This window comes from Streptoverticillium olivoreticuli subsp. olivoreticuli, assembly GCF_003391135.1.
Taxonomy (GTDB): domain Bacteria; phylum Actinomycetota; class Actinomycetes; order Streptomycetales; family Streptomycetaceae; genus Streptomyces; species Streptomyces blastmyceticus.
Genome location: NZ_CP031455.1, coordinates 620,540 through 642,601, shown reverse-complemented (window position 1 = coordinate 642,601; position 22,062 = coordinate 620,540). Strand labels below are relative to the sequence as shown.

The following is a 22,062-nucleotide window of genomic DNA, read 5'->3' as shown; positions in this document are numbered from 1 at the left end:
ACCAGGGCTACTGCTCACGCGCTGCCGACGTATAGCCGAGGAAGCGGCTGATCGGCAGGACGTTGACTCCGATCAGCACCGGAACGCCGGGAGAGGATTTGGTGGTGAGCGTGGTCTCGCCCCGGTCGCCGAATTGCGTATTCGTTGTCATTCCGTGCTCTCCGCTACCGTTGTAGAACGGCCAGAGCCCGGAGCCCGAGTTGCCCCGGATTATTTGCTGGTCCTGCTGGCTGAACGAAGTTCTGGCGGTCACGCTGATGTCCATGGCGTCGGCCACCAGGAGGTTGACCGTGACCCGTTGGATATTTCCCGAGGCCCCGAACGTGCTTTCCCAGGTGATCGCACTACCGCTGCGCCACGGCGGGTCGCCCTTCTTGGCGTAGGCAGTGCCGAGGGCGGACGAGCCGTACCAGGCTCCGGCGTTCGTCTGGAAGCTCAGCACGTGCCCGAAGGAGGCTCTGATGCTGATCTCGCTCTGTGCGAAGAATTCACTCAGACGCTCGGTGCTCTCACTTCCTCTCCACAGGCCGAACAGAACGGAGCGCCGCCCGGAGGACCATGATCTGCTCACGTCCGAGCTCGTGGTCGAGCTGCGCATCTCGAAAGCCCGCTGGGGCGCTTGCGAGAGGTCCTGCACCAGAGCGTCGTAGCCCCGGGCCCAGTCCGGTGGCGCGGGCGGTTTCTGCATGTAGGGCATCAGGGCCTGCTGCGCGGAGCCGATCGGGTCGAGGATGATCGCCGCGTACGCCGACGCTCCCTGTTGCGCGACGTCGGGCGCGTTCACCATCGCCCAGTTGAAGAAGATGTCGGGGAACTGGTTCACCGGAGGTATCGGCCTCAGCGATTGCAGGTATCTCACGAAACTTTGGAAGTTCTCCTCGCCGACCTCCTGCTTGACATCGATCTTCGTCGCCGGCCGTAGCGCGGACAGGGCCCCCTTGTAGTCGGAGAAGAGCTGGTTCCCGCCGCTCTGGGTGTAGTTCTGGTCCAGCGAGAGCGGCGGGATGTTGTTGAGGAAGGACCAGAGGAATGTGTCCCCACCCTCCGCGGAAAGAGGAGCCGCCGGCTGGAGGAGCTGGAAGGTTTGATCCGACTGACCCAGCCCTTGGGTTAGTGCGTTGTAGAGCTGGTTCTGTACCGTGATGAACGACATGGGACCTCTTCCCTTCGTGGCGTGCTGGACAGGAGGTAAGCCCGGACAACTTCCTTTTGCGGGCCATGGTCAGTTCTTTGCCACCGGGAGAACCAGTTCGGACATGATGCTCGCGCGAGTGACGGATAACAACCGTTGATTTTCAGGATCGGCACGTATTGGCCACGTTCATCGGTGCTCTTTGCGCACCGTGCTCACCGGGCCGCGGTGCACGTGGGCCGCACTGATCGGGCCGGACGGCAGTCGACAAGATGGTGCGGTCGGCGCTCGGGCCGTATCGGGTGAGTGCTCGAGAGGAGGGTGTGCCGTGAGAGATGGCCGGTTGGCCCCTGGCGTGGGGCGTCAACAGCATGGAGAGCAGATGGATTTGATGCTGCGGTCCCGGAGGGCCGGGGGTCGGCGCCCAGGCAGCGGCGGCACGCGCTCAGGCCACGCCAGTGCGCAGGATATAGAGGATGCCCGCTGGCGAGAGCACACAGCCGGGCAGCTGGGCGGGGGATGTCGAAAGACGTCGGACGGCTCCGACTCCCTGTCGAGCCGCCCCGGGGCGGAACCCGACACAAGGAGCAAGGACATGAAGTACCTCCTGATCATGCAGGTCAACCAGGAGATCCTGGACGCACTCTCGGAGGACGAGCGGAAGCTCATCATGGACGGCCACGGCGAGTTCATGAAGACCGTCCAGGACTCGGGGGAATTCATCCTCACCCAGGCGCTCGCCGACCCGGCGAACTCGACCGTCGTCACCGGCACCGGCGGCACGCCTGCCGTCACCGACGGGCCGTTCATCGAGGCCAAGGAGTTCATGGGCGGCTTCTACCTGATCGACTGCGAGAGCAAGGAGCGCGCGATCGAGATCGCCAAGCTCATCCCGGACACCCGGGTCAAGGGCCTGTCGATCGAGATCCGCCCGGCGATGTTCTCCTGCGGGGCCGACCTGTGAGCGGTCGTCCGTGAGCGGTGAGATCGAGGACCTGCTGCGCAGCCTGGCGCCGCAGGTCCTCGGCACGCTCGTCCGCAGGCACAGGCAGTTCGAAGCCTGCGAGGACGCAGTCCAGGAGGCGCTGCTCGCGGCGTCGGTGCAGTGGCCGGAGCAGGGTGTGCCGGGCAGGCCCGCGGGCTGGCTGGTCACGGTCGCCGGCCGCAGGCTGACCGACCACTGGCGCAGCGAGGCGGCCCGCCGGGAACGCGAACTGACCGTCAGCATGGAGCCGCCGCCGTACGACGACCCGCACCGGCACGTCGACGACACACTGCGCCTGCTGTTCCTGTGCTGCCACCCGAAGTTGTCGGCGCCCTCGCAGGTGGCGCTGACGCTCCGGGCGGTCGGCGGCCTCACCACGGCCCAGATCGCGCACGCGTTCCTGGTGCCGGAGGCCACCATGGCGCAGCGGATCAGCCGGGCGAAGCAGACGATCAAGGGCGCCGGTTTCCCGGACGGCCCCGAGCGGCTGCCGGCGGTGCTGCAGGTGCTGTACCTGATCTTCAACGAGGGCTACACCGCCACCTCCGGGCCCGACCTGCAACGGGTCGAGCTGGCCGCGGAGGCCATCCGGCTCACCCGCGAGGTGCACCGGCTGCTGCCGGACGACGGCGAGGTCGCCGGGCTGCTCGCGCTGATGCTGCTCACCGACGCCCGGCAGGGGGCACGTAGCGCGGACGGCGTGCTGGTGCCGCTCGCCGAGCAGGACCGCGGCCTCTGGGACAGCGCGCGGATCGAGGAGGGCGTCGCGCTGGTCACCGGCACCCTGACCAAAGGGTCGGCCGGGCCGTACCTGTTGCAGGCCGCGATCGCCGCGATCCACGACGAGGCGCCGTCCACCGAGGAGACGGACTGGGCCGAGGTGCTGATCCTCTACAAGATCCTGGACCGGACCGCACCGAACCCGATGGTCACCCTGAACCGCGCGATCGCGACCGCGATGGTACACGGCCCGGTCGAGGGACTGGCCCTGCTCGCCACGCTCGACGGCGACAAGCGGGTCGCCGGCCACCACCGGCTGGAGGCGGTGCGCGGGCACCTGCTCGACCTGGCCGGTCAGCACGATCAGGCCCGCGAGCACTATCGGGAGGCCGCGAGGCTCACGTTGAGCCTGCCGGAACGGGAATACCTGCTGCGCAGGGCCTCGGGGTGACCGTCAGGCCCCGGCCCCCGCCGCGAGGGCCGCCGCGGTCTGGCACAAACAACGCACCCGGTGCCTTGTCGGATTTGGTCGTCCAGGGCGCCTGTTGCGAAAGTGCTGGCCACGCACCCGTTGACGGGGCCTGTGGATCACAGGGTTACGCTCTCGGTGGCTGACAATCGATCAGATGGGGGTGCGGCCACCGTGGTGGATCACAACAAACAGGTAGTTCTGGGCTTCTTCGAAGCGGTCAGCGACCGTCGGCTCATGGACCTTCCCGAATTCATGGCACACGACGTCGTGGACCACAACAAGATCATCCATGGCGAGGCCGACGAGCCGGGTGCGGCCTTCGAGGGTATGCGCCAGCAGTTGGCCGCTTTCGACCCGCTCACCGTCCACGTGGAGGAGCTGATCGGCGAGGGTGACCGGGTGGTCGCCCGCGTCACCCAGCGCGGTGTCCATGGTGGAACCCACCCGCGCATGCCCGAGCCGACCGGCCGGAGCTTCGAGAACGAGGCGATCTGGATCTTCACCCTGACCGGGGGCAGGATCTCCGAGATCCGTGCCGTGAGCGACCGCCTCGGCTTCTTCCTCCAGCTCGGCTGGGAGTGGCCGCAGGCTGAGTAGGCATACGGTGATCGTGCTGGTCACAGCCACTCGTCTTGCGGTTGCGTAACCCGGTCCGCCGGGACCGGGACCGTGGCCTTGATACCGCGTCTGCGCAGGCAGGCCCGACTTTTGCCGGAGTCCTTGTCGGCCCGCACGCGGTCCGCTTGTGGGAGGGCGGTGTACGACCCGTTGTCACGGTGTGGGCCGTTGCCCCTACCTGTAACTGGGTTGCCCTCCGCCGGCCGGTAGGGATTGCCGGATGAGGCGGAAGAAGTGGTCGCCACGGGTGATGACGAAGCGGTCGTCGAGCCCGCGGGCGATATCGGTGACATCGCTGGGGCCGAGTTTCCAGGCCAGCACTCCGATGGTGAGGAACAGCGGTGTCCGGCGGTTCCAGCTCTGTGCGGCCTTGGCGAGGGCCTTCTGGGCCTCGCCCTTGCTGGTGACCAGTCGGCCGGTGCTGAGCGGGATTCCCGAGACCACGGCGGTGCCGAAGTGGTCGGCCCAGTTCTGCCAGATGCCCAGTGGTGCGGCATCGCGTGCGTACGCTGCGACGGTCTGAGCGGACAGGTCACGGTCTTTGCCGTTCACGCGGTTGAGTACACAGACCGCCGACAACCCGGCGTGCTCGAGGTAGTCTCCCGTCTGCCGGGTGAAGTCGGAGAGGTGCTCGCGCGGCCAGGCGTCGGGGTAGGCGTAGCCGAGGCCGGAGGGGCCTGCCACCAGCAGGTCGTTGCCGGTGGCGGTGCGCTGGTAGTACGTCAGGAACGCCGGTGCCACGTCGACGGCCAGGGGGCTGATCGACCAGTTCAGGGGCGTGCGTCCCCGCTGGGGATCGGCCCAGAGCTTACGCATGTGGTGCTGGTTGTACTGGAGGTTGTCCCCTTCGGTGAGGGTGAAGGTCACATGGATCCGGTTGCGCAGTGTGGGTACGGCCACGGTGCGCTGGGTGACGTGTTCGCGGGGCGTTCCGGCGAACACGGTGAGGTTGTTGACGTAATCGGTGGCTGCCACATAGAGGCCATGGCGGGAGGCCAGTTCGGTCCCGGTGGTCTCCTGGTCGTTCGGCCACCAGCCCAGATAGGGGGAGTTGACCGGCATGTCGTCCATCAGCGACCGGAGCAGGTCCGCCTCCTGCGACCGGGTGGGATCGGCCCACAGGACGAAGGCGCGGTTGGCCACCGCGTAATCGCGGAGGTTCTCCAGGTTCTTGACCGGGTCCAGGGCGACGAGCATGCGATGGGTGCAGTCCGGCCACAGGTTCCGCGCCGCCCACGCATATGCCGCATAGCTGCTGGCGAACCGGCCACGCAGGTCGTCCAGCACCGGCAGACCGAGGCGGGCGGCCGTCGCGGCGGATGCGACGACGGCGTCCCTGAGCCCGGCCAGAGTGGTGGCCACGTTCCGCGTGGCGGGCAGCGCGGGGTCGGGCACGATCGCCCCCGCGAGATCGCTCCGGTACTTGCGGACCAAGGAGTCCAGCCCGGGCACGGTGGTGTGCGGTACGCCCACCTCACGCAGCCAGGTGTCCCGTCCCTCCTCGAAGACTCCGGAGAGATAGATCTGCGGTCTGCGCCTGCTGGTCACCCCTTGCAGCGTGCTCAGCAGCACCCGATCGTCCGGGGAGCACCGCTCCAGGTCGACCACGTCGAGTCGACGGGGCGCCGCCAGTGCGGGCAACGCCTGACCCCCCGGCCGGTCCACCGCCGCCCGGGCTGTATGCGCGGGGAGCAGCAGTGCGCCCGCGCCCAGGGCTGCCTTGCAGAAGCGCCGCCGCGATCCGTCCGTTGTTGTCATGCCGCCTCGCCTCGTGATGGTGCCCTCGCTAGGGGGAGCGTGACAGCACTGGGGGCCGGGAGCGGGCAACGACGCGAGGCAGCGCCCCTGTGAGGCGATACGCAGTTTCGAGGTGGGGGGACGATCGTACGGCGCGACGCATACCGCAGTGTCCGGGTGTGGAGCGAGCAGGGGTACTCAGCTGACACCACCGAGGCGCTGGTGACCGCCTGTGCGCCCGGTGTGGAGGCCCGATGGCCCGCCCCGTACGCCCAGGCCCGCGCCGACGGCGACGCCTCGGTGTGTACCGAGGCGTTCGACGCGATGGTTGGTGCTCTGACCGGAAATGTTCACCGGATCCGGTGATCAGGCTGTGGCCCTTGTGACCGCCGGCTCCAAAAACGTCAGGGAAGCGGACGCGCCGACTTCGACCTCCTCCGGCGCCGCATCCTCCTCACCCCATGAGCCAGTCACGCTCGGTCATCCCGAGATGGATGCCGTTGGTGATCTCCACTCCACCGGGTGAAGATCACCAACGGCATCCGAGATGTTGATCTCGTATCCTCCGCCAGTGCCTCACCGGGCACTGTTCCCCGGCGGCGATCCTCCCGCCCGCCACCGGAGATGTGGCCCGCGTCGCAGGCCAGTATTTTTGGGCCCCGGGGCTTCCACCCAGGAGGACGCGATGTTGCGGCACACCCGACTGCCCGGCGAGTCGGCGGAGCATCTCGCCGCCCGGGAAGAACTCCGTCTCGCCGAGATCGAGCTCATGCGCCAACGCGAGAAGGTCGCGGCCCGGCGGCGGGCGCTGCCGCAGGGGGCGCCGGTCGACGACTATGCCTTCGCCGAGGGCCCCGCCGATCTCGGCGAGGGCGACGCGCCCGTTCGTGAGGTCGCCCTGAGCGGGCTGTTCACCGCACCGGACCGGCCGTTGATCGTCTACCACTTCATGTACGGCAAGCGGCAGACCGAGCCGTGCCCGATGTGCACGATGTGGATCGACGGCTACAGCGGCGTCGCCCACCACATCGCCCGGAACGCCGACTTCGTCATCGCGGCGGCCGCCGACCCGGCCACTCTGCGGCAGTACGCCCGTCGGCGCGGCTGGTCCAGGCTGCGGCTGCTGAGCTGCGGGAAGAACAGCTTCAAGTACGACCTCGGGAGCGAGGACGCGGACGGCGGGCAGGACTCCACCGTCTCCGTCTTCACCCGGGACGCCGACGGCACGGTCCGCCACGTCTACTCCGCCCACCCGCGCCTGGCGGAGGACATCCAGGAGCGCGGCATCGACCTCCTCAGCCCCGTCTGGCACCTCCTCGACCTGACACCGGGCGGCCGTGGTGACTGGTATCCACGGGTGGACTACTGACCCGGGCCGCACGCGCCAGGAAGCCCCCTACGCCGCGTCGCGACGCGGCGTAGGGGGCTTCCATGGGCGGGGCCGGAGAGACGGGGGGCGCCCGGTCATCAGTGGGCTTTCTCCGGGGGGGCGTTGACCAGAGCCATTCCTGGTGTCCACCATCGGCTTTCGACCAGGCCCGAATGCCGTCGGCAGCCCGGGCAAACGCCGCCTGGGGCAAGACCACTGCATCGAGGTAATATTTACGGTTTTTCAGGGGCGGCTGGGCTCAAGGCCGTTACTGTTCCACAGGCCGGATCCGGGCGGTTTCCCGGCTATTCGCCTACTTTTCCCTCTTTCGCCGGTGATGTGTGCGTACGCCGGTCACCGCCCTTACGAAGGAGAAATCACCCGATGACTGTTGGCGCCAGTCCGGAAGGGCAGTTGGAGCCGCTTCGGCAGGCCGGCCCGGGCTCGTCGGCTTCCGGCGGCCTTGTCTCCGCGGCCGGGTCGGCTTCGCGGACCTGCGCGACGGCCGTGGCGGCCCGGCGCTGGCCGAGCATGCCCGGGGTCCGGGACAGTCCACCCGCGTCACCAAGGAGTCAAGGAGCTACGGATGCCCGATCCCAGGCCTGCCCCTGCGCAGTCGAGCTTGCCGACCGCCGTCGGCGCCCGGCCCGTTCTGCCTTCCTTGCCCGCCCTGCCCTTCGTCCCCGTTCCTGGCGCGGGGACCGTGACCGTACCCGACGGCGGACCGGGTGACGATCCGGTCGTCGAGGACGTGCGGGAAGGCGTTGCCGCGGTGAGGCCACCGAGCCTCGTCATGGAACGGATCCTGCGCGGTCCCAGTGGTCTGGGCACGGCGGGTCTGCACCTGGCCCGGCCCGAGGAGCCCGCGGCGCCCGGGGCACCGGCGGCGGGCAATCCGATCCCGGGTCTCTACCACCACCCGATTCCGGAGCCCGATCCCGTACGGGTGGAGGAGGTAAGTCGCAGGATCAAGGCATGGGCGCTGGACGAGGTCGAGCTGTACCCCGAGGAATGGGAGGAGCAGTTCGACGGCTTCTCCGTGGGGCGCTACATGGTCGCCTGCCATCCGGACGCTCCTACCGTTGAGCATCTGATGCTCGCCGCGCGGCTGATGGTCGCCGAGAACGCGGTTGACGACTGCTACTGCGAGGACCACGGCGGCTCGCCCATCGGCCTCGGTGGGCGCCTTCTGCTGGCGCACACCGCTCTCGATGCCCTCCACACGACGAAGGAGTACCAGCCGCAGTGGGCACAGTCGCTCGGTGCGGACGCGCCGCGGCGCGCCTACCGGTCCGCCATGGAGTACTTGCTCCGGGAGGCCAGCCCGTCCCAGGCCGACCGGTTCCGGCACGACATGGCCCGTCTGCACATGGGGTACCTCGCCGAGGCGGCTTGGGCCCAGACGGATCACGTCCCCGAGGTGTGGGAGTACCTGGCGATGCGGCAGTTCAACAACTTCCGCCCCTGCCCCACCATCACCGACACCGTCGGCGGCTACGAACTGCCGGCGGACCTCCATGCGCAGCCCGACATGCAGCGGGTCATCGCGCTCGCCGGGAACGCAACCACCCTCGTCAACGACCTGTATTCCTACACCAAGGAACTCGCCGCTCCAGGGCGGCACTTGAACCTGCCCGTGGTGATCGCCGAACGTGAAGGCGTCTCCGAGCGGGAGGCCTATCTGAAGGCGGTCGAGGTCCACAACGACCTCATGCACGACTTCGAAGCCGAAGCCGCCGCCGTGGCCACCGCCTGCCCCGCCCCCAGCGTGCTGCGCTTCCTGCGGGGAGTGGCCGTGTGGGTGGACGGCAACCACTACTGGCACCAGACCAACACCTACCGCTACAGCCTGCCCGATTTCTGGTAAGGACGGTACTCATCCGTGTCCAGCTCCAACCGCGTCGCTCCTGCCGCCCCGGTGTTCGTCCCCGCCCCGACGACGCCCTACCAGGGGGACATCGCCCGTTACTGGGACCACGAGGCCAGGCCCGTGAACCTGCGTCTCGGCGACGTCGACGGCCTCTACCACCACCACTACGGCATCGGCGACATCGATCACGCCGCCCTCGGTGACTCCGAGGACAGCGAGTACGAGAAGAAGCTGATCGCCGAGCTCCACCGCCTGGAGTCGGCGCAGGCCGAACTCCTTCTGGACCACCTCGGCGCCATCCAGCGCGAGGACACGCTCGTGGACGCCGGCTGCGGTCGCGGCGGCTCGTCGGTCATGGCCCACCAGCGCTTCGGATGCCACGTCGAGGGCGTCACCCTGTCGGCCAAGCAGGCCGACTTCGCCAACCGGCGTGCCCGCGAACTCGGCATCGAGGACCGCGTCCACGCCCGTGTCTGCAACATGCTCAGCACGCCCTTCGAGACCGGGCAGGCCGCGGCCTCGTGGAACAACGAGTCGAGCATGTACGTCGACCTGCACGACCTCTTCGCCGAGCACTGCCGCATCCTTGCCGTCGGCGGCCGCTACGTGACCATCACCGGCTGCTGGAACCCGCGTTACGGTCAGCCCTCCAAGTGGATCTCGCAGATCAACGCGCACTTCGAGTGCAACATCCACTCCCGCCGGGAGTATCTGCGTGCCATGGCCGACAACCGTCTCGTACCGCAGGCCGTCATCGACCTGACGCCTGCGACCCTGCCCTACTGGGAGCTGCGGGCCACGTCTTCCCTGGTCACCGGTATCGAAGAGGCATTCATCAACTCCTACAAGGACGGCTCCTTCCAGTATCTCCTGATCGCAGCCGACCGAGTCTGACCGACCGCCGGCCGGCTGTCTCGTGAATCCTGGGGGCGGCCGCCGGAGCCTCTCACAGCCGTTCCAAGCGGAAGCCGACAGCCGCCCGTACGGGCACGGATCCTGTGCCCGTACGGAGCGCGGGTCTCGGTCGCCGGGTTGATCGCAATGCGGCCGGGTTCCAGGACCGGCTGTGTCACACCAAGGTCAGCTTGAAGAGCCGATGTCATCAGCTTGGTCGGTAGTAGGCGTCGATGGGAGCGCGCGCCTCTTCGAACAGGGCCGGGCCGTCCTGCGCCACCGTCGGCCAGTCGCCCGACTGCGGGTTGAGTTCGACGAGTTGCTCGGTGGACAGTGCATAGACGACCCGGCCGATGCCGGAGCGGACGATGCCGCCGGCGCACATGGTGCAGGGCTGGCAGCTGGTGTACATGGTGGTGCCGGCGGCCGTGTCCGGGTCGAGTTCGCGGGCCGCCCAGCGGGCGAGCTTCAGTTCCGGGTGGGCGGTGATGTCGTTGTCGCGCCGTACCGTGTTGTGGGCTTCGGCGAGGATCGCGCCGTCCGGACCCGTCAGCAGAGAGCCGTACGGTGCGTCGCCCAGGGTGACCGCGTGGGCCGCGATGCCAATGGCGCGCCGCAGTAGGGTCTCGTCGGCGATGGTGATCACGATGAGGTTCTCCTGTGTGTGGCCACGGCGGTGAGTGCCTGCCAGGCCGCGTGTGGCCGACGGGTCTCCTCCGGATCTCCGTGGTAGGGGTCGAGTACGACGGTGTCCGCGCCGAGCAGACGGAGCTGGTCGAGATCGTCGAGGATCTGCTCGATGGTGCCGACACCGGCGGGCCGCTCGGGGTCGTCGACCGGCGTGCCGGTCATCCGCAGGGCGATGCGGGGCGCGAACGCCGGCAGCGAGTGGTTCGTCAGGATCGAGCGCATCAGGGGGAGGGGGAGCCGCAGCGGGTGCCAGGCGTCGCCGAACCTGATCGTGCGTCGGATCGCCGCCTCGCTGTGGCCGCCGACCCAGACAGGTATCGGGGCGGCGCCGTCCCCGGTCTCCGTGCGCCAGGCATCCCGCAGGGCACCCAGGTACTCGTCGGTCAGTCGACCGCGCGCGGTGAACGGCACGCCGAGTGCGTCGAACTCCTGACGCGCCCAGCCGACGCCCACCCCGAGGACGAACCGGCCGCCGCTGAGTTGGTCGAGGTTGGCAGCCATCCGAGCCACCAGCAGCGGATGCCGGTAGGGCATGACGAGCACGGTCGTGCCCAGCCGCAGCTTCGTGGTGAGGCCGGCCAGCCAGGACAGCGTGGTGAACGGCTCGTAGAACGGCTCCGGGTACCGCACGGCCACGTCCGGGGTGACGGCCACGTGGTCCGACACCATGAGGAGGTCGAAGCCGAGCCCCTCAGTGATCCGCGCCCATTCACGCAGTACGCCCGGATCGGTTCCGGGCCCGAAGTTCGGTACGTTGACGCCAAGTTGCATGAGTCGAGGCTATCCCTGTGATCACGGCATGTGGAACCGTATCTTCCCGGTGATGGCGGCATTCTTCCGTGGTTCTACCGGTAGAGTCGCGACATGGCCGTGAATCTTGACGACATTGACTGGGCGATCATCGGGCAGCTGCAGCGGGAGGCCCGCATCTCCCTCAGCGAGCTGGGTCGGCGTGTGAATCTCAGCCCGTCGGCCACTACGGAACGGGTACGGAATCTGGAGTCGCTGGGCGTCATCACCGGCTACCACGCCGTGGTCGACCTGGCCAAGGTCGGTTATCCCGTGCTCGCCGTCGTCCGGCTGAAGTACCCGGGCAACCGCCACCAGCCGTTGCGTCGGCTGCTCGCCGATCGGCGGGAGATCCTGGAGTGCCTGCGCACCACCGGCGACGACTGCTACACGCTGAAGGTGGCCGCGACCGACATGGAGCACCTGGAGACGCTCGTGGACGAGCTGGCCGGCTTTGGCAGCACGACCACGAGCGTCGTCTACAGCCAAACGCTGCCCCATCGCGCACCCAACCGGCCCCGGCCGACGGCCGACCCCGATTCAGCAGAGGTCACCCTGACAAGCCGACGTCAGTGATGGTGTGAGGGCGTTCCTGGCGGAGTGCTGGGTCTGCGCGTGGGTGGTGGCTCCCGGTGAGCGTGCTTTTGCCGGCATCAAGATCGACGTCACCGGCGACGTCAACCTGTGACAACCTCAACGCGAAGGCCGCACCCGGGGCCGGGCAACGCCCGCATGAGTGGTCACCTCTCTACGCGAGTGCCGAGAGGTAGTTCAGACCGCCGGGTGGATGGCCTCAGTACGGTTGCGGGTGAGGAGTAGTTCCCACACGAGGTCGGCGAGCTCGTCGGGGTCGACGGAGGGCAGTGTGGCGGCGAGGTCCATATCGCTGTATGTCAGGGCCTGGTGGGTCTCGCTGTGGCCGATCACTGCGCGTACGGCCAGGGTGCCCGCGTATACACCGCGGTCTGCCACCTCGTCGTGGAGTGTGTGGATGTAATTCCGGCAGGCTGCCATCGCCGGTACCGGGCCGGACAGACCGGCCGACGGCGCCACGACCGAATAGCCGAAGCCGACGAGAATGCCTCCGTCGCCGCGCTCCAGCATCTCCGGCAGCACCGCGTGGACCAGCTCGACAGGAGTCAGGAAGTACAGGTTCACCCAGTCCCGCAGCATCGCGGCATCCAGTTCGGCGGCGGGGACCAGGGGAGCCGGGCTCAGCGGCGCGTACTGCACCACGTCGATTCGCCCGAATCGCTCGCGGATCGCCGTGACCAGTGCGGAGATGTCCTCGGTACGGCTCAGGTCTGCGGTGAACGCTTCCGCCTCGATACCTTCCGCTTTCAACGCCTCGACGAGGGCGTCCAGAGCCTCCCGGCGGCGGGCGATCAGCGCCACCCGGTAGCCCTCGCGGCCGAAGCGACGGGCCACCGAGCTGCCCAGTCCGGTGCCGGCGCCGAACACAGCGATCGTCTTGTCCACAGCACGCTCCTCGATGAACTCACGGCCAAGGCCCGACACTCAATACTCGGTGAGAACGCTCAACCTTTGAGTGAGAATGCTCAACCTTCCTGAGATGGGGCACCGTGCCCCGTCCGTGTCCGTTGCCAATGAACCCAACCCGTTTGTCACCGATTCCAGCCGCTCGCCTGGTGTCGGGGCCCTCAGTCGGTCGATCCCCGGCGCTGTGCGGTGCGATGGCGGCGGTAGTAGGAGATCGTGACGGCCGCGGTCAGCGGGCCCCAGAGGATCAGCGGCTGGTAGAGAATGCCGACGAGCAGGTGTCCGGTGGGTGTCATGTCCTCATGCGGATATGTCCACCACCAGGGGACGTTGGCCCAGAGCGCGGTCAGAGCGGTTGCGCCCAGGGAAGCAGTGACGACAACGGCCATGGGGCGAACCCTGCGCGCTCCGACCAGTGGCATCCAGCGCGGGACGACCTCGCCCCAGGGCCGTACCAGGCCGATCGTCAGGAAGGCGACCAGCTCGCAGAGCACGCTGAGCGTCAGCATCCATGTCTTGGATCCGAGCGTCTCGAAGGGCCCGAATCCCGCCTCTGTGTAACCGGCGGGGTATCCGAGCACCATGGCGATGCGCCACAGACCGCTGGGCAGGACTACCAGCGCGGTCAGGTGCGCGGCCCCGACCGCCCAACGGGGAGGCGCCGCTGGGGATGTGACGGGAGAGGAGGACGGGTGAAAGCTCATGTGACTCATCCTCAGACACCCCCGACGCTCTTCGTCAGCCTGCGCGGCGCACTTGTATGAGCCGCCAGTACGAGACCTGCGCGGCGTGATCGTGCAGGCGGTGGAAGCACAGTCATCCTCCGCGACGATGTGGCCGACGGCCTCGAACTCGACCAGCGTCCCGGTGTCCCAGGCGGCGGCACGCTCGATGACCGTGTCAGCAGCTCGTCCGCCCACTCCCGTCCGCTCTCCGGCCCGTCCGCCGTGCCCGGGGGTAGCAGTTCCTCCTCCTGCCGCCCCACAGGCAGGCCCGCCACCGCGATCCTGGCGCGGTCACAGCCGAATGGCGGCGCTGGAGAACGAGCCGGAACGAGACACCTCGAGCACTCGGTACAGTCTCTTGACGCCTGCGACGGAGCCCGGCCGGATGCGCTAGTTGCCGACGGCTACGCGGGAAACGATTGGTTGGTGGTCGGAGGGAATCTCGGCCAGGGGGTCGCCTCCCTTGCGCAGCCCGTCGTAGCTCACGATTTTCTCGTCGGAGATGGAGGGCTGGGTCCCCGTCCCCTTGATGTAGCCGATGTAGTCCAGCCGGTTGCGGTACTTGGCGTAGCGGTTGTTCTCGTCGCGCAGCTTGGCGCGAGGGTTGTTCACCATGTCGTAGGTGTATCCCGAGGTGTTCGGCGTCGCGAGGACCCCGCCGAGTGCCTCGTTCGCCTTGGCGACCTCACTGCTGACGCCCCCGGGCGCGTGACCGTTCTTCGGGTCCGTGGTGTAGTACTCGACGTTGAAGTCGCCGGCGACCACGACGGGCTCGCCCTTGGCCTTCTGCGAGGCCCAGGACCTGAGTTCCTTGAGCTGCTCGAGACGGACCTTGCGCGTGTTCTCGACCGGGCTGCTCCCCGTCTCGTCCGCCTGCAGATGGGTTCCCGCGACCCAGACCGATTTCCCGCTCACGGAAAGGCGCGCGAGCGCCGCTCCCTTGTTGGACTTGTAGTCGGCGGTCTTGGAGTCGGAGTTGTTGTACACGAGCTGGTGGGACTCGAGGATCGGGTACTTGCTGAGGATCGTCACACCTCCGTTGACGACAAAGGGAGAGTTGCTGCAATTGCCCGTGAAACTCGTCCACTTGTCGGATCCGCTGCAGTATTCGCCGACCAGTTTTGTCTGGTAGGGGTAGATCTCCTTCAGTTCCATGTTGCGCATCGCCTGGGCGTACTTGTTGAACGCTTCGTCCAGCACGACGACGTCGGCGTTCTCACGCTTGATGACCGCGGCCGCGGCCTCGCGCCGCTCGGCCTTGCGATCGCTGCCCGGGGTGCCGGCGATATCGGTGATGGACGGCAGCTGTTCCACGTTGAACGCCATGACGCTCAGGGACGGGGTACTGTTCGCGGCTGCTGCCGTGTCCATGGGCAGCTGGGACAACAGCAGCGCCGCCCCGGTGACCGCGAGTGCTGTGCGAGGGAGGTTGAGTGCCACTTGCTTCTCCATTCCCGATCGGATTCGGTGAGGCTGGTGGTCTCGCCTGTGACCTTGCGGAGCGAGAACCGAGCGGATCGAGAATCCCAACGTTGTGTCCGCGCGCACATCCGGGATATGCCGCAAGATTCTTGCGGGTTTCCCGCAGCATGCTGTCGCCGGGTGCGCGATGAATTCATGGCGCGACGCTCCGACTACCGTTCGTGCGAATGGTTGACAGTGGTTGTCGCGTATCGGAGGGTGGGACGCGTCCCGTCCCCGCACAAGGAGCCGTGGTTTCCATGCGATACCCAGGACATGGTGGTTGATGACCGCTCCCGTGACCGTCGTTCTGGTCGACGATCACCTGACGGTGAGAGCCGGTACCCGGGCGCTGCTGGAACCGGAAGGTTTCGTGGTGGTGGGGGAGGCCGCGGGTGAACCCGAGGCGATCGACCTGGTGAGCACGAGTCGCCCCGATCTCCTCGTGCTGGACATGGTGCTGGAATCCGGACCGGTGCTGTCGGCAATTCCCGCACTGCTGGCGGCCGCCCCGAAGATGGGAATCCTCGTGCACAGCATGTACGAGGATGCGGCACTCGTGCGCGGGGCCCTGGCCGCAGGGGCATCGGGCTATTTGTCGAAGAGCACGTCCGTTCCCGAGCTGGTCCTGGCGGCCCGTACGGTCGCCATCGGAGGAAGCTATGTCCAGCCCCCGCTCGGGGCGGACATGGCGCATGTCCCGGTGCCCCAGAAGGCGTTGAGCCCGCGGGAGGAGCAGGTGCTGGTGCTGCTGGCCGACGGGCACACCAACCGCGAGGTCGCCGGGCGCCTGACGCTGAGCGTACGCACCGTGGAGAGCCTCAGGGCCGCGCTGCGCAACCGTCTCGGCCTGGTCACACGGGCCGACCTCGTCGCCTACGCCCGGCGCACCGGCCTGATCCACGAGGCTCAGGGGTCTCATGGGTAGCGGCTCACGCGAGCGCTCCGCGATCCATCGGCCACACGTCCTCGGCCGCGTACATGACCTGTGCCTGGCGCTGGCCCTCCTCGGAGCGGTCGCGTACGCGGTGGACGCCCTCACCCAGGAACCGCTGCCCGTCCAGCCCGTCGCGGCCCTCACCGTCGCCTCGGCCACCGGCGTCCTGGCGGTCATGGTCCGCGCGATGCCGAAGGTCCGTGTGCTGCTGGCCATGGTGGCCTGTGGTTTCGGGGCCCTGGCCGGCAGCTGGCTGTTCCGCGCGGAGGTGGGGTACGCGGCGTTGGCCTTCCTGTTGGTGGCGGTGGTGTACGCAGGGCTGGCCTGGCCCGAGGCCAGGGCGCTGTTCGGGCAGGGCAGGGCCCGCGCGCTGATCGGCAGGCAGGAACACTACGCGGGGCTGATGGCCGGAGAACTCCACGACGAGGTGCTCCAGCTTCTGGCCCTCACAAGACGGCAACTCGACGCGGCGCTCACCGAAGAAGACCCGGACGCGCTGCGGGCGTCCGCGCGAACAGCCGTGGGCCGTCTCGACGAACTGGCCTCCGTGCTCCGCAGCATCGTCGCCACCCTCCACCCCGTGGCCCTGCGCGGGCTGGACCTGGCAGAGACGGTCCGCTCGCTCGCCGCGCGGGTGGCGGCCGAGAACGGGCTGATCGTGGACGTCGACATCCAGGGCGACCGGCTCGGGGCGCCCATGGCGAACGACGAGGCGCGCCTCGCCGTCTACCGCGTGGTCCAGGAAGCCCTCAGCAACGTGGTCAAGCACGCCGACGCGGAGAGGGTGCGCGTGTCCCTGGCGTACCGCCACCACCACGTCGTGCTGTCCGTCACCGACGACGGACGCGGCCTGCCGCGCACCTCGCCGACGACCGCACCCGGGTACGGGGTGGAGGGCATGCGCTGGCGGTGCGAGGCGTACGGCGGGACGTTCTCCCTCACCTCCGGCGGCACCGGGTGCGGCACCACGGTGCGGGCCACCATCCCGATCCTCGGCGGTCGCCGCGGCGCGTGAGCGCCCGAGGCCCGGTGAGGGCGTGGTGAGCGCGGCGGCCTGGGTGCGCGGTTCGGTCAGGGCCAGGCGGAGCGAGGGCGGCCACGGCCGGGGCGACCACCTTGGTGCTGGAGGCGGCGATGGCCACCTCGCCATCCATCCATGCATGCGCCCGCTCCGCCGTCGCGCTCCTGGTCGGCTGGCCCCCCGGCCTGACCCGCGCCTTACGCGATGCGGTGCCGCGGTCAACGGCGGCGGTGCGCACCGCGGCGGAGTACGTGTTGTCGGCGTAGCGGCAGGAGTCCGCCGCTGACGTGCGTGAACTGTCCGTCCGGCTGCGGGAAACCCGCAGATTCCTTGCGGGTTAACACCGATGCCCAGCGTCGGCCGACCGGAGACGATCAATTCGACGGTTCTCGCGATGGACGAGGAACGGAGCGAGGCGGTCAAGCCGCGCTCCTCGTCTTCCGGCTTCGACGCTCATGCGGCGCAGCGGATCTGTTCAACCATGTGCTCAAGCCATGGAGGGGAAGGTAATTCCATGTCATCGGCTCATTCCGGCAAGTTCCAACCGGACGGTCGCTACGTGCGACAGCGCCTCATCTCGTTTGTCGCCGCAGGCGCGGTCACTGCGATCCTGTTCCAGGTTCAGCCTCCACCGGCGCATGCTGCCGTTCGCCAGGACGGAGGGCGCAGACCTGTCATATTCGTCCATGGATGGAGCGGTAAGCCCGCAACGTTTGACGACATGAAGAAGTATTTCCGGAGCGCCGGCTACGCCGAGGATGAACTCTTCGCCTGGGGCTACGACTCGATAAAAAAGGGGAACGAGGAGATCGCGGGCGAGCTCAAGAAGTTCGTCGAAGAAAAAGCGAAGAACTCGCCTGACGGGAAGGTGGATATCGTTGCTCATTCCATGGGCGGCTTGTCCACCCTCTGGTATCTGAGAAAAATGGGAGGAAGCTCCCAGGTCGCCCACTGGGCGGGAATCGCTGCTCCGATCCATGGAACCGCCCTGGCCGTCCAGGGTGCAGAGATGGCTGAAGGGTCCGCTTTCGTCAAGAAGCTGAACGAGGGCGAAGAGGATCCGGCCAAATCCACACCGGGCCCGACTCGGTATGCCACATTCCGCTCGAATGTGGGAGAAGGCAGGACCAACGAACTGCCCGGGTACTACTGCGATGGGATCGTCGGCGGAGTGCCGAGCAATTTCCCGGTGAGAGCCGGCAGGACCTCGGCCGTCAACGGCGCAACCAATGTCGTTACTCCCTGCCTGGGGCACAACGAGATCCACAGGGACCCATGGGTGGCGAACAAGGTCATGGATTTCCTTGCCTCCCCCTACGAAGGTGTGACTCCGCGGAGGGGGAACACGTATTGCGGTGACGGGTACGACTACGAAGGCCGGGACGGCCTGGTGGAATCGCGCGTACAGCACTGCCTGGAAACAGACGGAAATGGAAGAGCGCGCGCGACAACCCGTGTCCGGAACTGTGCCTACAAGTGGGGAGGTGTCTGGTATACCTCAAAGAGCAATTACAAGTGCCTTCCGGAGCAATCCCATGTCGTCAAATACAAGGGCGCGGTGGTGTCGACGGGGAGCGTTGCCGACAATACTGTTGAACGCGCCGGTGAATTCCATGGCGAATGGGCGAGGCTTCCGGGGAGTGGGAAGTATTCCGTATCCGTGAAGTACTCGCAAAATGGTCCGTACTGGGGTGCCGGTCCGGCACGGAGCGGTGAATTCTCACTGGATATCCCGGCGTCAGAACTGGCTGACTCTCGAACTCCATAACTGACGTCGCCCGAAGCGTGTCGCAGAAGGTCGTGAACTGGGAAAAGCCCGGGCCTGGCAGGGGTGTCGGGTGCACGGTGCGGGCGCAGCGGGGTGGCAACGGCACGATGATGGGCCGCCCCATGGAGCCTGCCGTCGGGCTGAGCGGGGGCTGGCGGTGGCGGCGTACTGCCGCCCGGCCCGTCCCCGGTCGACCGGGGACGGGCCGGCGTGATCCCCCTTTGGGGGCCCGGATGTGGGAGCTTCTACTTGCTCGCGCCCTGGTGGAGCCACGGCGAGGAGGTGGCCCAGAAGATGATGTCCGCACCCAGGTAGTCGTTGGCGAAGTCGACGAACTCCTGTCGTGTGTACGGCTTCCCTGTGACGGGACTGGTGTATTCGAAGTCGGGTTCCTGTACGGCCATCGCCACAAGACCAAGCTGCCCTCGGTACTGGTTCAAGAACCGGTACGCGTTGTTCATATGCGGCTTGTTGTACGGGAGCAGGTCGGGTCCGCCAACCCCCACCCCATGCTTCTTGGCGAACTCGAACGACCGCTTCATGTAGCCGTTCTCATCGCCCCAGCCGCACGGCCAGAAATTGATGTACTGCACCACGGTGCTGGTCTTGAACACCTTCTTGGCGTAGGCCGCGTTCTCCAGCTCCGCGTTGAAGTATGCGTCACAAGTGAAGTGAGTCTTGTCCTTCTCCGTGTCCACGGAGACCGAGCTCTCCGGAAGATTGACGCCGGCGACCCGTCCGTCGAACCGCTGTGCCAGCGCCTTCAGCAGATGCTGGAATCGGTCCTGGACGTTCTTGTTCCACTGCGCCGCGACGGAACCGGGTGGACCGGGTACAGGTCCGTCGTCGTTGAGCTGCGGGGTGACCCCTCCTGCATATTTCGGATCGGTCAGCAGATACCCGGGAACCCGTGCCGGGGGCTCGAAGAAGCGGTCCTGGATCTGGAGGAACAACTTCTTGTGCTGTGACTCGACCTGACTCACCACCCGGTCCACAGCCGAGAAGTCGTAGCGATTCTTCTCCTTCTCCAGCATCCCCCACGGGACCACTACCTGCACGCCCTTGATGTCAGGCCGCCCCAGTAGCGGCTTGGCATTGGCGTCGAACTCCCCGATGGACGTATACAAATAGTTCGCCGCATGAGCGTGAGACTGTGACGGGGCCGCTGTGGCCGTACCACAGGCCGCTACCCCGAAGCCCGTCAGTGCGGCGACGACCGCTGCAGCTCGCCTGCGACTGTCCTTCGGCAACATGCACCCCCATGATGACACCCTGTTTATCGCGGATCGCGGCGTGAGTTCCGCCGGGAGTCCGGACCACGGCAACCGATCAGAACGTTTTGAATCCGGTCTGGACATGCCGGCCAGCATGCCGAGGCGGCATAAGAGAAGTGTGAGAGCCGCCATTTGACGGCAAGTGGGTCCGAAGCCGACCTCGCGACCACCTGGCACACCCCAGCCTCACATGCTCGGCTCAGTTTGAGGTCCCTCCCGCTGGTCCCGCATACACGGGGTATGACCTCACCTGCTTGTCAAGCGGCCGGTCCAGCCCGGGCATTCGGACCGGACCGGCGGCGCGGTCCTATAGGCAGGGTGTGCCGGGAGGCAGTTCGGTGAGGAGGCTGTGCCACTGCTGGGTGGTGCTGAGGGAGCAGACCCGGCTCGCGATGGTTTCGGGGTCGAGTTCCCAGGGGCGGCTGGTGCGGTCCAAACTCGCCGTGGCCAGGGCGCGGCCGTTGGGCGCGACGGCGAGAGAGGCGATGGTGTCGTCGTGACCGATCAGGATGGCGGTGGTCCGGTGGCTGCCGGCGTCCCACAGGCGGATCGTGCGGTCGGCGCCGCCGCTGGCCAGGGTGCGGCCGTCAGGGGAGAACGCCAGGGTCTTGATGACTCCGGTGTGGCCGCTGAGGGTCTGGGTGCTGCGCTGTGTGGTGGTGTCCCAAGGCGTATGTCCCCGTCGGAGCCTGCTGTGGCGAGGAGACGGCCGTCCGGGCTGAACGCCACGGACCATGTGGTGGCCGACTGTCCGGGGAAGGTTGCGACGACGCGGCGAAGATCGGAGCAGCCGCAGCGTGACACAAACCAGAGGGGGAAACGATCAGCCAGAGCCTGTGCCTCGAGGGGCCTCGTCAGGTGTGGACGGTTGTGCGGCGAGCCGTCGGCCAGGGCAGCCCGGGACGCCTGGGCGCACTGGCTCGGTTCATTCCATGGGACGGCGTTGAGCGCGGATTCGATGCGTTCGAATGTGTGCATAAAACTCCTTGTGTGGAGCTGGAGTTGACGGCCGGGCTGGTACGTTCAGCGCGGTGGTCGACCGTGGGTCAGACTGTGGAGGCGTGATGGTGCTGTCAGCGATTCGCTCGGCTCTCGAGGTGGTGTACGTCCGCCGCCTCGCCGGGAAACTGGAGGACCTGCCCCGCCCGCAGCACGTCGGGATCATGCTCGACGGCAACCGCCGGTGGGCACGGGAGGCCGGGCACGACGACCTCTGCGAGGGATACCGGGTGGGCGGCGCGAAGGTGCAGGAGTTCCTGCGCTGGTGCGTGGCCGCGCGGATCGAGCACGTGACCCTGTTCATGCTCTCCGACGACAACCTGCACCGGCCGCCCGAGCAACTGAGGCCCCTGATCGAGATCATCGAGGAGACCGTGCGGGACATCTGCGCGCCCGGCCTGCCGTGGGAGGTCGAGGTCATCGGCTCGCTCGACCTGCTGCCCGGCGGCAGCAACCGGAGGCTGAAGGAGACCGCGGCCCGGAGCGCCGGGACGGGCGGGCTCCGGGTCGACGTCGCGGTCGGGTACGGCGGCCGCCGCGAGATCGTGGACGCGGTGAAGGCAGCGTTCGAGGCGCACATCGCCGCCGGCGGCGACCCGGCCGACCTAGTGGAGACCTTCGACATCGAGCACATCTCGAAGCACCTGTACTCCTCGGGCCCCGGCCGCGACAAGACCGACTTCATCATCCGTACCTCCGGTGAACAACGGCTGTCCGGCTTTCTGCTGTGGCAGAGCGCCTACGCCGAGATGCACTTCGTGGACTGCTTCTGGCCCGCGTTCCGCCGCCTGGACTTCCTGCGGGCGCTGCGCGCGTACGCCGCGCGTGAGCGACGCTTCGGCAAGTAACCCCCTCACACCAGGTGCGCCAGCCGCTCATGGGCGAGGAGAGAATCCAGGGCCGCTGCCACGTACTCCTCCATGCGCTCCTCCACCCGCACCACCGGGCACTCCCACTGAGCAATGCTCAGGGGAGCACGCGAAGGTCACCGGCGAGCGCAAGCGGTTCTCCTCCGACTTGCCGAGGACCGCGCGCACGCGGAGAAGGCCGGGCAGCCCGGCTGCCGCCCTGGCGATGGTGTTCAAGCCGGTCGAGTCCGCC

20 protein-coding genes and 1 pseudogene are annotated in these 22,062 nt (G+C 67.6%); 11 read left to right on the top strand and 10 right to left on the bottom strand.

Translation table 11 applies throughout. The features are described 5' to 3' along the window. Positions 1-7: 7 nt before the first annotated feature. Entirely contained in the window at positions 8-1,153 is a 1,146-nt protein-coding gene (locus DXZ73_RS02895; RefSeq protein WP_116209467.1) for a hypothetical protein, read from the bottom strand. A 574-nt stretch (positions 1,154-1,727) separates the two neighbouring features. Here DXZ73_RS02895 and DXZ73_RS02890 point away from each other — a divergent pair. From DXZ73_RS02890 to DXZ73_RS02880, 3 genes are all read left to right on the top strand, one after another. Beyond that, entirely contained in the window at positions 1,728-2,096 is a 369-nt protein-coding gene (locus DXZ73_RS02890; protein ID WP_116209466.1) for a YciI family protein, read from the top strand. 10 nt (positions 2,097-2,106) lie between these two features. Further along, entirely contained in the window at positions 2,107-3,288 is a 1,182-nt protein-coding gene (locus DXZ73_RS02885; protein ID WP_116209465.1) for an RNA polymerase sigma factor, read from the top strand. A 132-nt stretch (positions 3,289-3,420) separates the two neighbouring features. After that, positions 3,421-3,906: an ester cyclase gene (locus DXZ73_RS02880; RefSeq protein WP_338059154.1), complete on the top strand. Its 486-nt coding sequence runs from the start codon at positions 3,421-3,423 to the stop codon at positions 3,904-3,906. A gap of 195 nt (positions 3,907-4,101) precedes the next feature. On the opposite strand, the gene DXZ73_RS02870 is transcribed toward DXZ73_RS02880, so the two are convergent. Continuing rightward, complete coding sequence (locus tag DXZ73_RS02870; RefSeq protein ID WP_116209464.1) at positions 4,102-5,685, bottom strand: GxGYxYP domain-containing protein; 1,584 nt, start codon at positions 5,683-5,685, stop codon at positions 4,102-4,104. Between the two features lie 664 nt (positions 5,686-6,349). Here DXZ73_RS02870 and DXZ73_RS02860 point away from each other — a divergent pair. From DXZ73_RS02860 to DXZ73_RS02850, 3 genes are all read left to right on the top strand, one after another. After that, a complete protein-coding gene (locus tag DXZ73_RS02860; RefSeq protein WP_205519089.1) occupies positions 6,350-7,033 on the top strand; it encodes a DUF899 family protein in 684 nt (227 codons plus the stop codon). A gap of 586 nt (positions 7,034-7,619) precedes the next feature. Further along, positions 7,620-8,900 carry a family 2 encapsulin nanocompartment cargo protein terpene cyclase gene (locus tag DXZ73_RS02855; RefSeq protein ID WP_116209462.1) on the top strand — a complete coding sequence of 427 codons (1,281 nt, stop codon included), beginning with the start codon at positions 7,620-7,622 and terminating at the stop codon, positions 8,898-8,900. A gap of 15 nt (positions 8,901-8,915) precedes the next feature. Then, entirely contained in the window at positions 8,916-9,797 is an 882-nt protein-coding gene (locus tag DXZ73_RS02850) for a geranyl diphosphate 2-C-methyltransferase (protein WP_116209461.1), read from the top strand. A 208-nt stretch (positions 9,798-10,005) separates the two neighbouring features. On the opposite strand, the gene DXZ73_RS02845 is transcribed toward DXZ73_RS02850, so the two are convergent. Together DXZ73_RS02845 and DXZ73_RS02840 are read right to left on the bottom strand one after the other, a co-directional pair. Further along, positions 10,006-10,443 carry a nucleoside deaminase gene (locus DXZ73_RS02845; protein ID WP_116209460.1) on the bottom strand — a complete coding sequence of 146 codons (438 nt, stop codon included), beginning with the start codon at positions 10,441-10,443 and terminating at the stop codon, positions 10,006-10,008. Next, positions 10,440-11,258, bottom strand: a complete 819-nt coding sequence (locus DXZ73_RS02840; RefSeq protein ID WP_116209459.1) for an LLM class flavin-dependent oxidoreductase — start codon at positions 11,256-11,258, stop codon at positions 10,440-10,442. The genes DXZ73_RS02845 and DXZ73_RS02840 overlap by 4 nt, the downstream gene beginning before the upstream one ends. A gap of 93 nt (positions 11,259-11,351) precedes the next feature. Between DXZ73_RS02840 and DXZ73_RS02835 the strand changes: the two genes are divergently transcribed. Further along, entirely contained in the window at positions 11,352-11,852 is a 501-nt protein-coding gene (locus DXZ73_RS02835; RefSeq protein WP_116209458.1) for an Lrp/AsnC family transcriptional regulator, read from the top strand. Positions 11,853-12,047: 195 nt separating this feature from the next. On the opposite strand, the gene DXZ73_RS02830 is transcribed toward DXZ73_RS02835, so the two are convergent. From DXZ73_RS02830 to DXZ73_RS02820, 3 genes are all read right to left on the bottom strand, one after another. Beyond that, positions 12,048-12,755, bottom strand: coding sequence for an SDR family NAD(P)-dependent oxidoreductase (locus tag DXZ73_RS02830; protein WP_116209457.1), 708 nt, complete (start codon positions 12,753-12,755; stop codon positions 12,048-12,050). A 182-nt stretch (positions 12,756-12,937) separates the two neighbouring features. Continuing rightward, positions 12,938-13,480 (bottom strand): hypothetical protein, encoded by a 543-nt coding sequence (locus DXZ73_RS02825; protein WP_425315813.1) that lies wholly within the window; start codon positions 13,478-13,480, stop codon positions 12,938-12,940. A gap of 411 nt (positions 13,481-13,891) precedes the next feature. Further along, positions 13,892-14,941 carry a sphingomyelin phosphodiesterase gene (locus DXZ73_RS02820; protein ID WP_162889991.1) on the bottom strand — a complete coding sequence of 350 codons (1,050 nt, stop codon included), beginning with the start codon at positions 14,939-14,941 and terminating at the stop codon, positions 13,892-13,894. Positions 14,942-15,248: 307 nt separating this feature from the next. Here DXZ73_RS02820 and DXZ73_RS02815 point away from each other — a divergent pair, with 307 nt between their 5' ends. The 3 genes from DXZ73_RS02815 to DXZ73_RS02805 all read left to right on the top strand — a co-directional run bounded on the left by DXZ73_RS02815 (position 15,249) and on the right by DXZ73_RS02805 (position 18,688). Further along, positions 15,249-15,890: a response regulator gene (locus DXZ73_RS02815; protein WP_116209455.1), complete on the top strand. Its 642-nt coding sequence runs from the start codon at positions 15,249-15,251 to the stop codon at positions 15,888-15,890. Then, positions 15,883-16,914 carry a sensor histidine kinase gene (locus DXZ73_RS02810; protein WP_116209454.1) on the top strand — a complete coding sequence of 344 codons (1,032 nt, stop codon included), beginning with the start codon at positions 15,883-15,885 and terminating at the stop codon, positions 16,912-16,914. Before DXZ73_RS02815 ends, DXZ73_RS02810 begins: the two co-directional genes overlap by 8 nt. Positions 16,915-17,266: 352 nt before the next feature. Then, the gene (locus DXZ73_RS02805; protein ID WP_116209453.1) at positions 17,267-18,688 is read left to right on the top strand and encodes a lipase/acyltransferase domain-containing protein; all 1,422 of its coding nucleotides are present in this window, start codon (positions 17,267-17,269) and stop codon (positions 18,686-18,688) included. A 245-nt stretch (positions 18,689-18,933) separates the two neighbouring features. Here DXZ73_RS02805 and DXZ73_RS02800 read toward each other — a convergent pair whose 3' ends face one another. From DXZ73_RS02800 to DXZ73_RS40480, 3 genes and pseudogenes are all read right to left on the bottom strand, one after another. Next, positions 18,934-19,941, bottom strand: coding sequence for a hypothetical protein (locus DXZ73_RS02800; RefSeq protein ID WP_240351107.1), 1,008 nt, complete (start codon positions 19,939-19,941; stop codon positions 18,934-18,936). A gap of 328 nt (positions 19,942-20,269) precedes the next feature. Beyond that, complete coding sequence (locus tag DXZ73_RS02795; protein ID WP_116209452.1) at positions 20,270-20,698, bottom strand: WD40 repeat domain-containing protein; 429 nt, start codon at positions 20,696-20,698, stop codon at positions 20,270-20,272. After that, positions 20,677-20,940: pseudogene (locus DXZ73_RS40480) on the bottom strand (hypothetical protein); the annotation flags it as partial. The gene DXZ73_RS02795 and the pseudogene DXZ73_RS40480, both read right to left, overlap by 22 nt. Before the next feature lie 89 nt (positions 20,941-21,029). Between DXZ73_RS40480 and DXZ73_RS02790 the strand changes: the two are divergent. Then, the gene (locus tag DXZ73_RS02790; protein WP_205519313.1) at positions 21,030-21,809 is read left to right on the top strand and encodes an isoprenyl transferase; all 780 of its coding nucleotides are present in this window, start codon (positions 21,030-21,032) and stop codon (positions 21,807-21,809) included. Positions 21,810-22,062: the final 253 nt, after the last annotated feature.

Bases quoted from the DNA above. Each gene is read 5' to 3' on its own strand.
- DXZ73_RS02810 (WP_116209454.1), top strand. From the start codon at position 15,883: ATGGGTAGCGGCTCACGCGAGCGCTCCGCGATCCATCGGCCACACGTC.
- DXZ73_RS02890 (WP_116209466.1), top strand. From the start codon at position 1,728: ATGAAGTACCTCCTGATCATGCAGGTCAACCAGGAGATCCTGGACGCA.
- DXZ73_RS02815 (WP_116209455.1), top strand. From the start codon at position 15,249: ATGACCGCTCCCGTGACCGTCGTTCTGGTCGACGATCACCTGACGGTG.
- DXZ73_RS02825 (WP_425315813.1), bottom strand. From the start codon at position 13,480: ATGAGCTTTCACCCGTCCTCCTCTCCCGTCACATCCCCAGCGGCGCCT.
- DXZ73_RS02805 (WP_116209453.1), top strand. From the start codon at position 17,267: ATGCCCAGCGTCGGCCGACCGGAGACGATCAATTCGACGGTTCTCGCG.
- DXZ73_RS02860 (WP_205519089.1), top strand. From the start codon at position 6,350: ATGTTGCGGCACACCCGACTGCCCGGCGAGTCGGCGGAGCATCTCGCC.
- DXZ73_RS02835 (WP_116209458.1), top strand. From the start codon at position 11,352: ATGGCCGTGAATCTTGACGACATTGACTGGGCGATCATCGGGCAGCTG.
- DXZ73_RS02870 (WP_116209464.1), bottom strand. From the start codon at position 5,685: ATGACAACAACGGACGGATCGCGGCGGCGCTTCTGCAAGGCAGCCCTG.
- DXZ73_RS02855 (WP_116209462.1), top strand. From the start codon at position 7,620: ATGCCCGATCCCAGGCCTGCCCCTGCGCAGTCGAGCTTGCCGACCGCC.
- DXZ73_RS02840 (WP_116209459.1), bottom strand. From the start codon at position 11,258: ATGCAACTTGGCGTCAACGTACCGAACTTCGGGCCCGGAACCGATCCG.
- DXZ73_RS02795 (WP_116209452.1), bottom strand. From the start codon at position 20,698: ATGGTCCGTGGCGTTCAGCCCGGACGGCCGTCTCCTCGCCACAGCAGG.
- DXZ73_RS02895 (WP_116209467.1), bottom strand. From the start codon at position 1,153: ATGTCGTTCATCACGGTACAGAACCAGCTCTACAACGCACTAACCCAA.
- DXZ73_RS02800 (WP_240351107.1), bottom strand. From the start codon at position 19,941: ATGTTGCCGAAGGACAGTCGCAGGCGAGCTGCAGCGGTCGTCGCCGCA.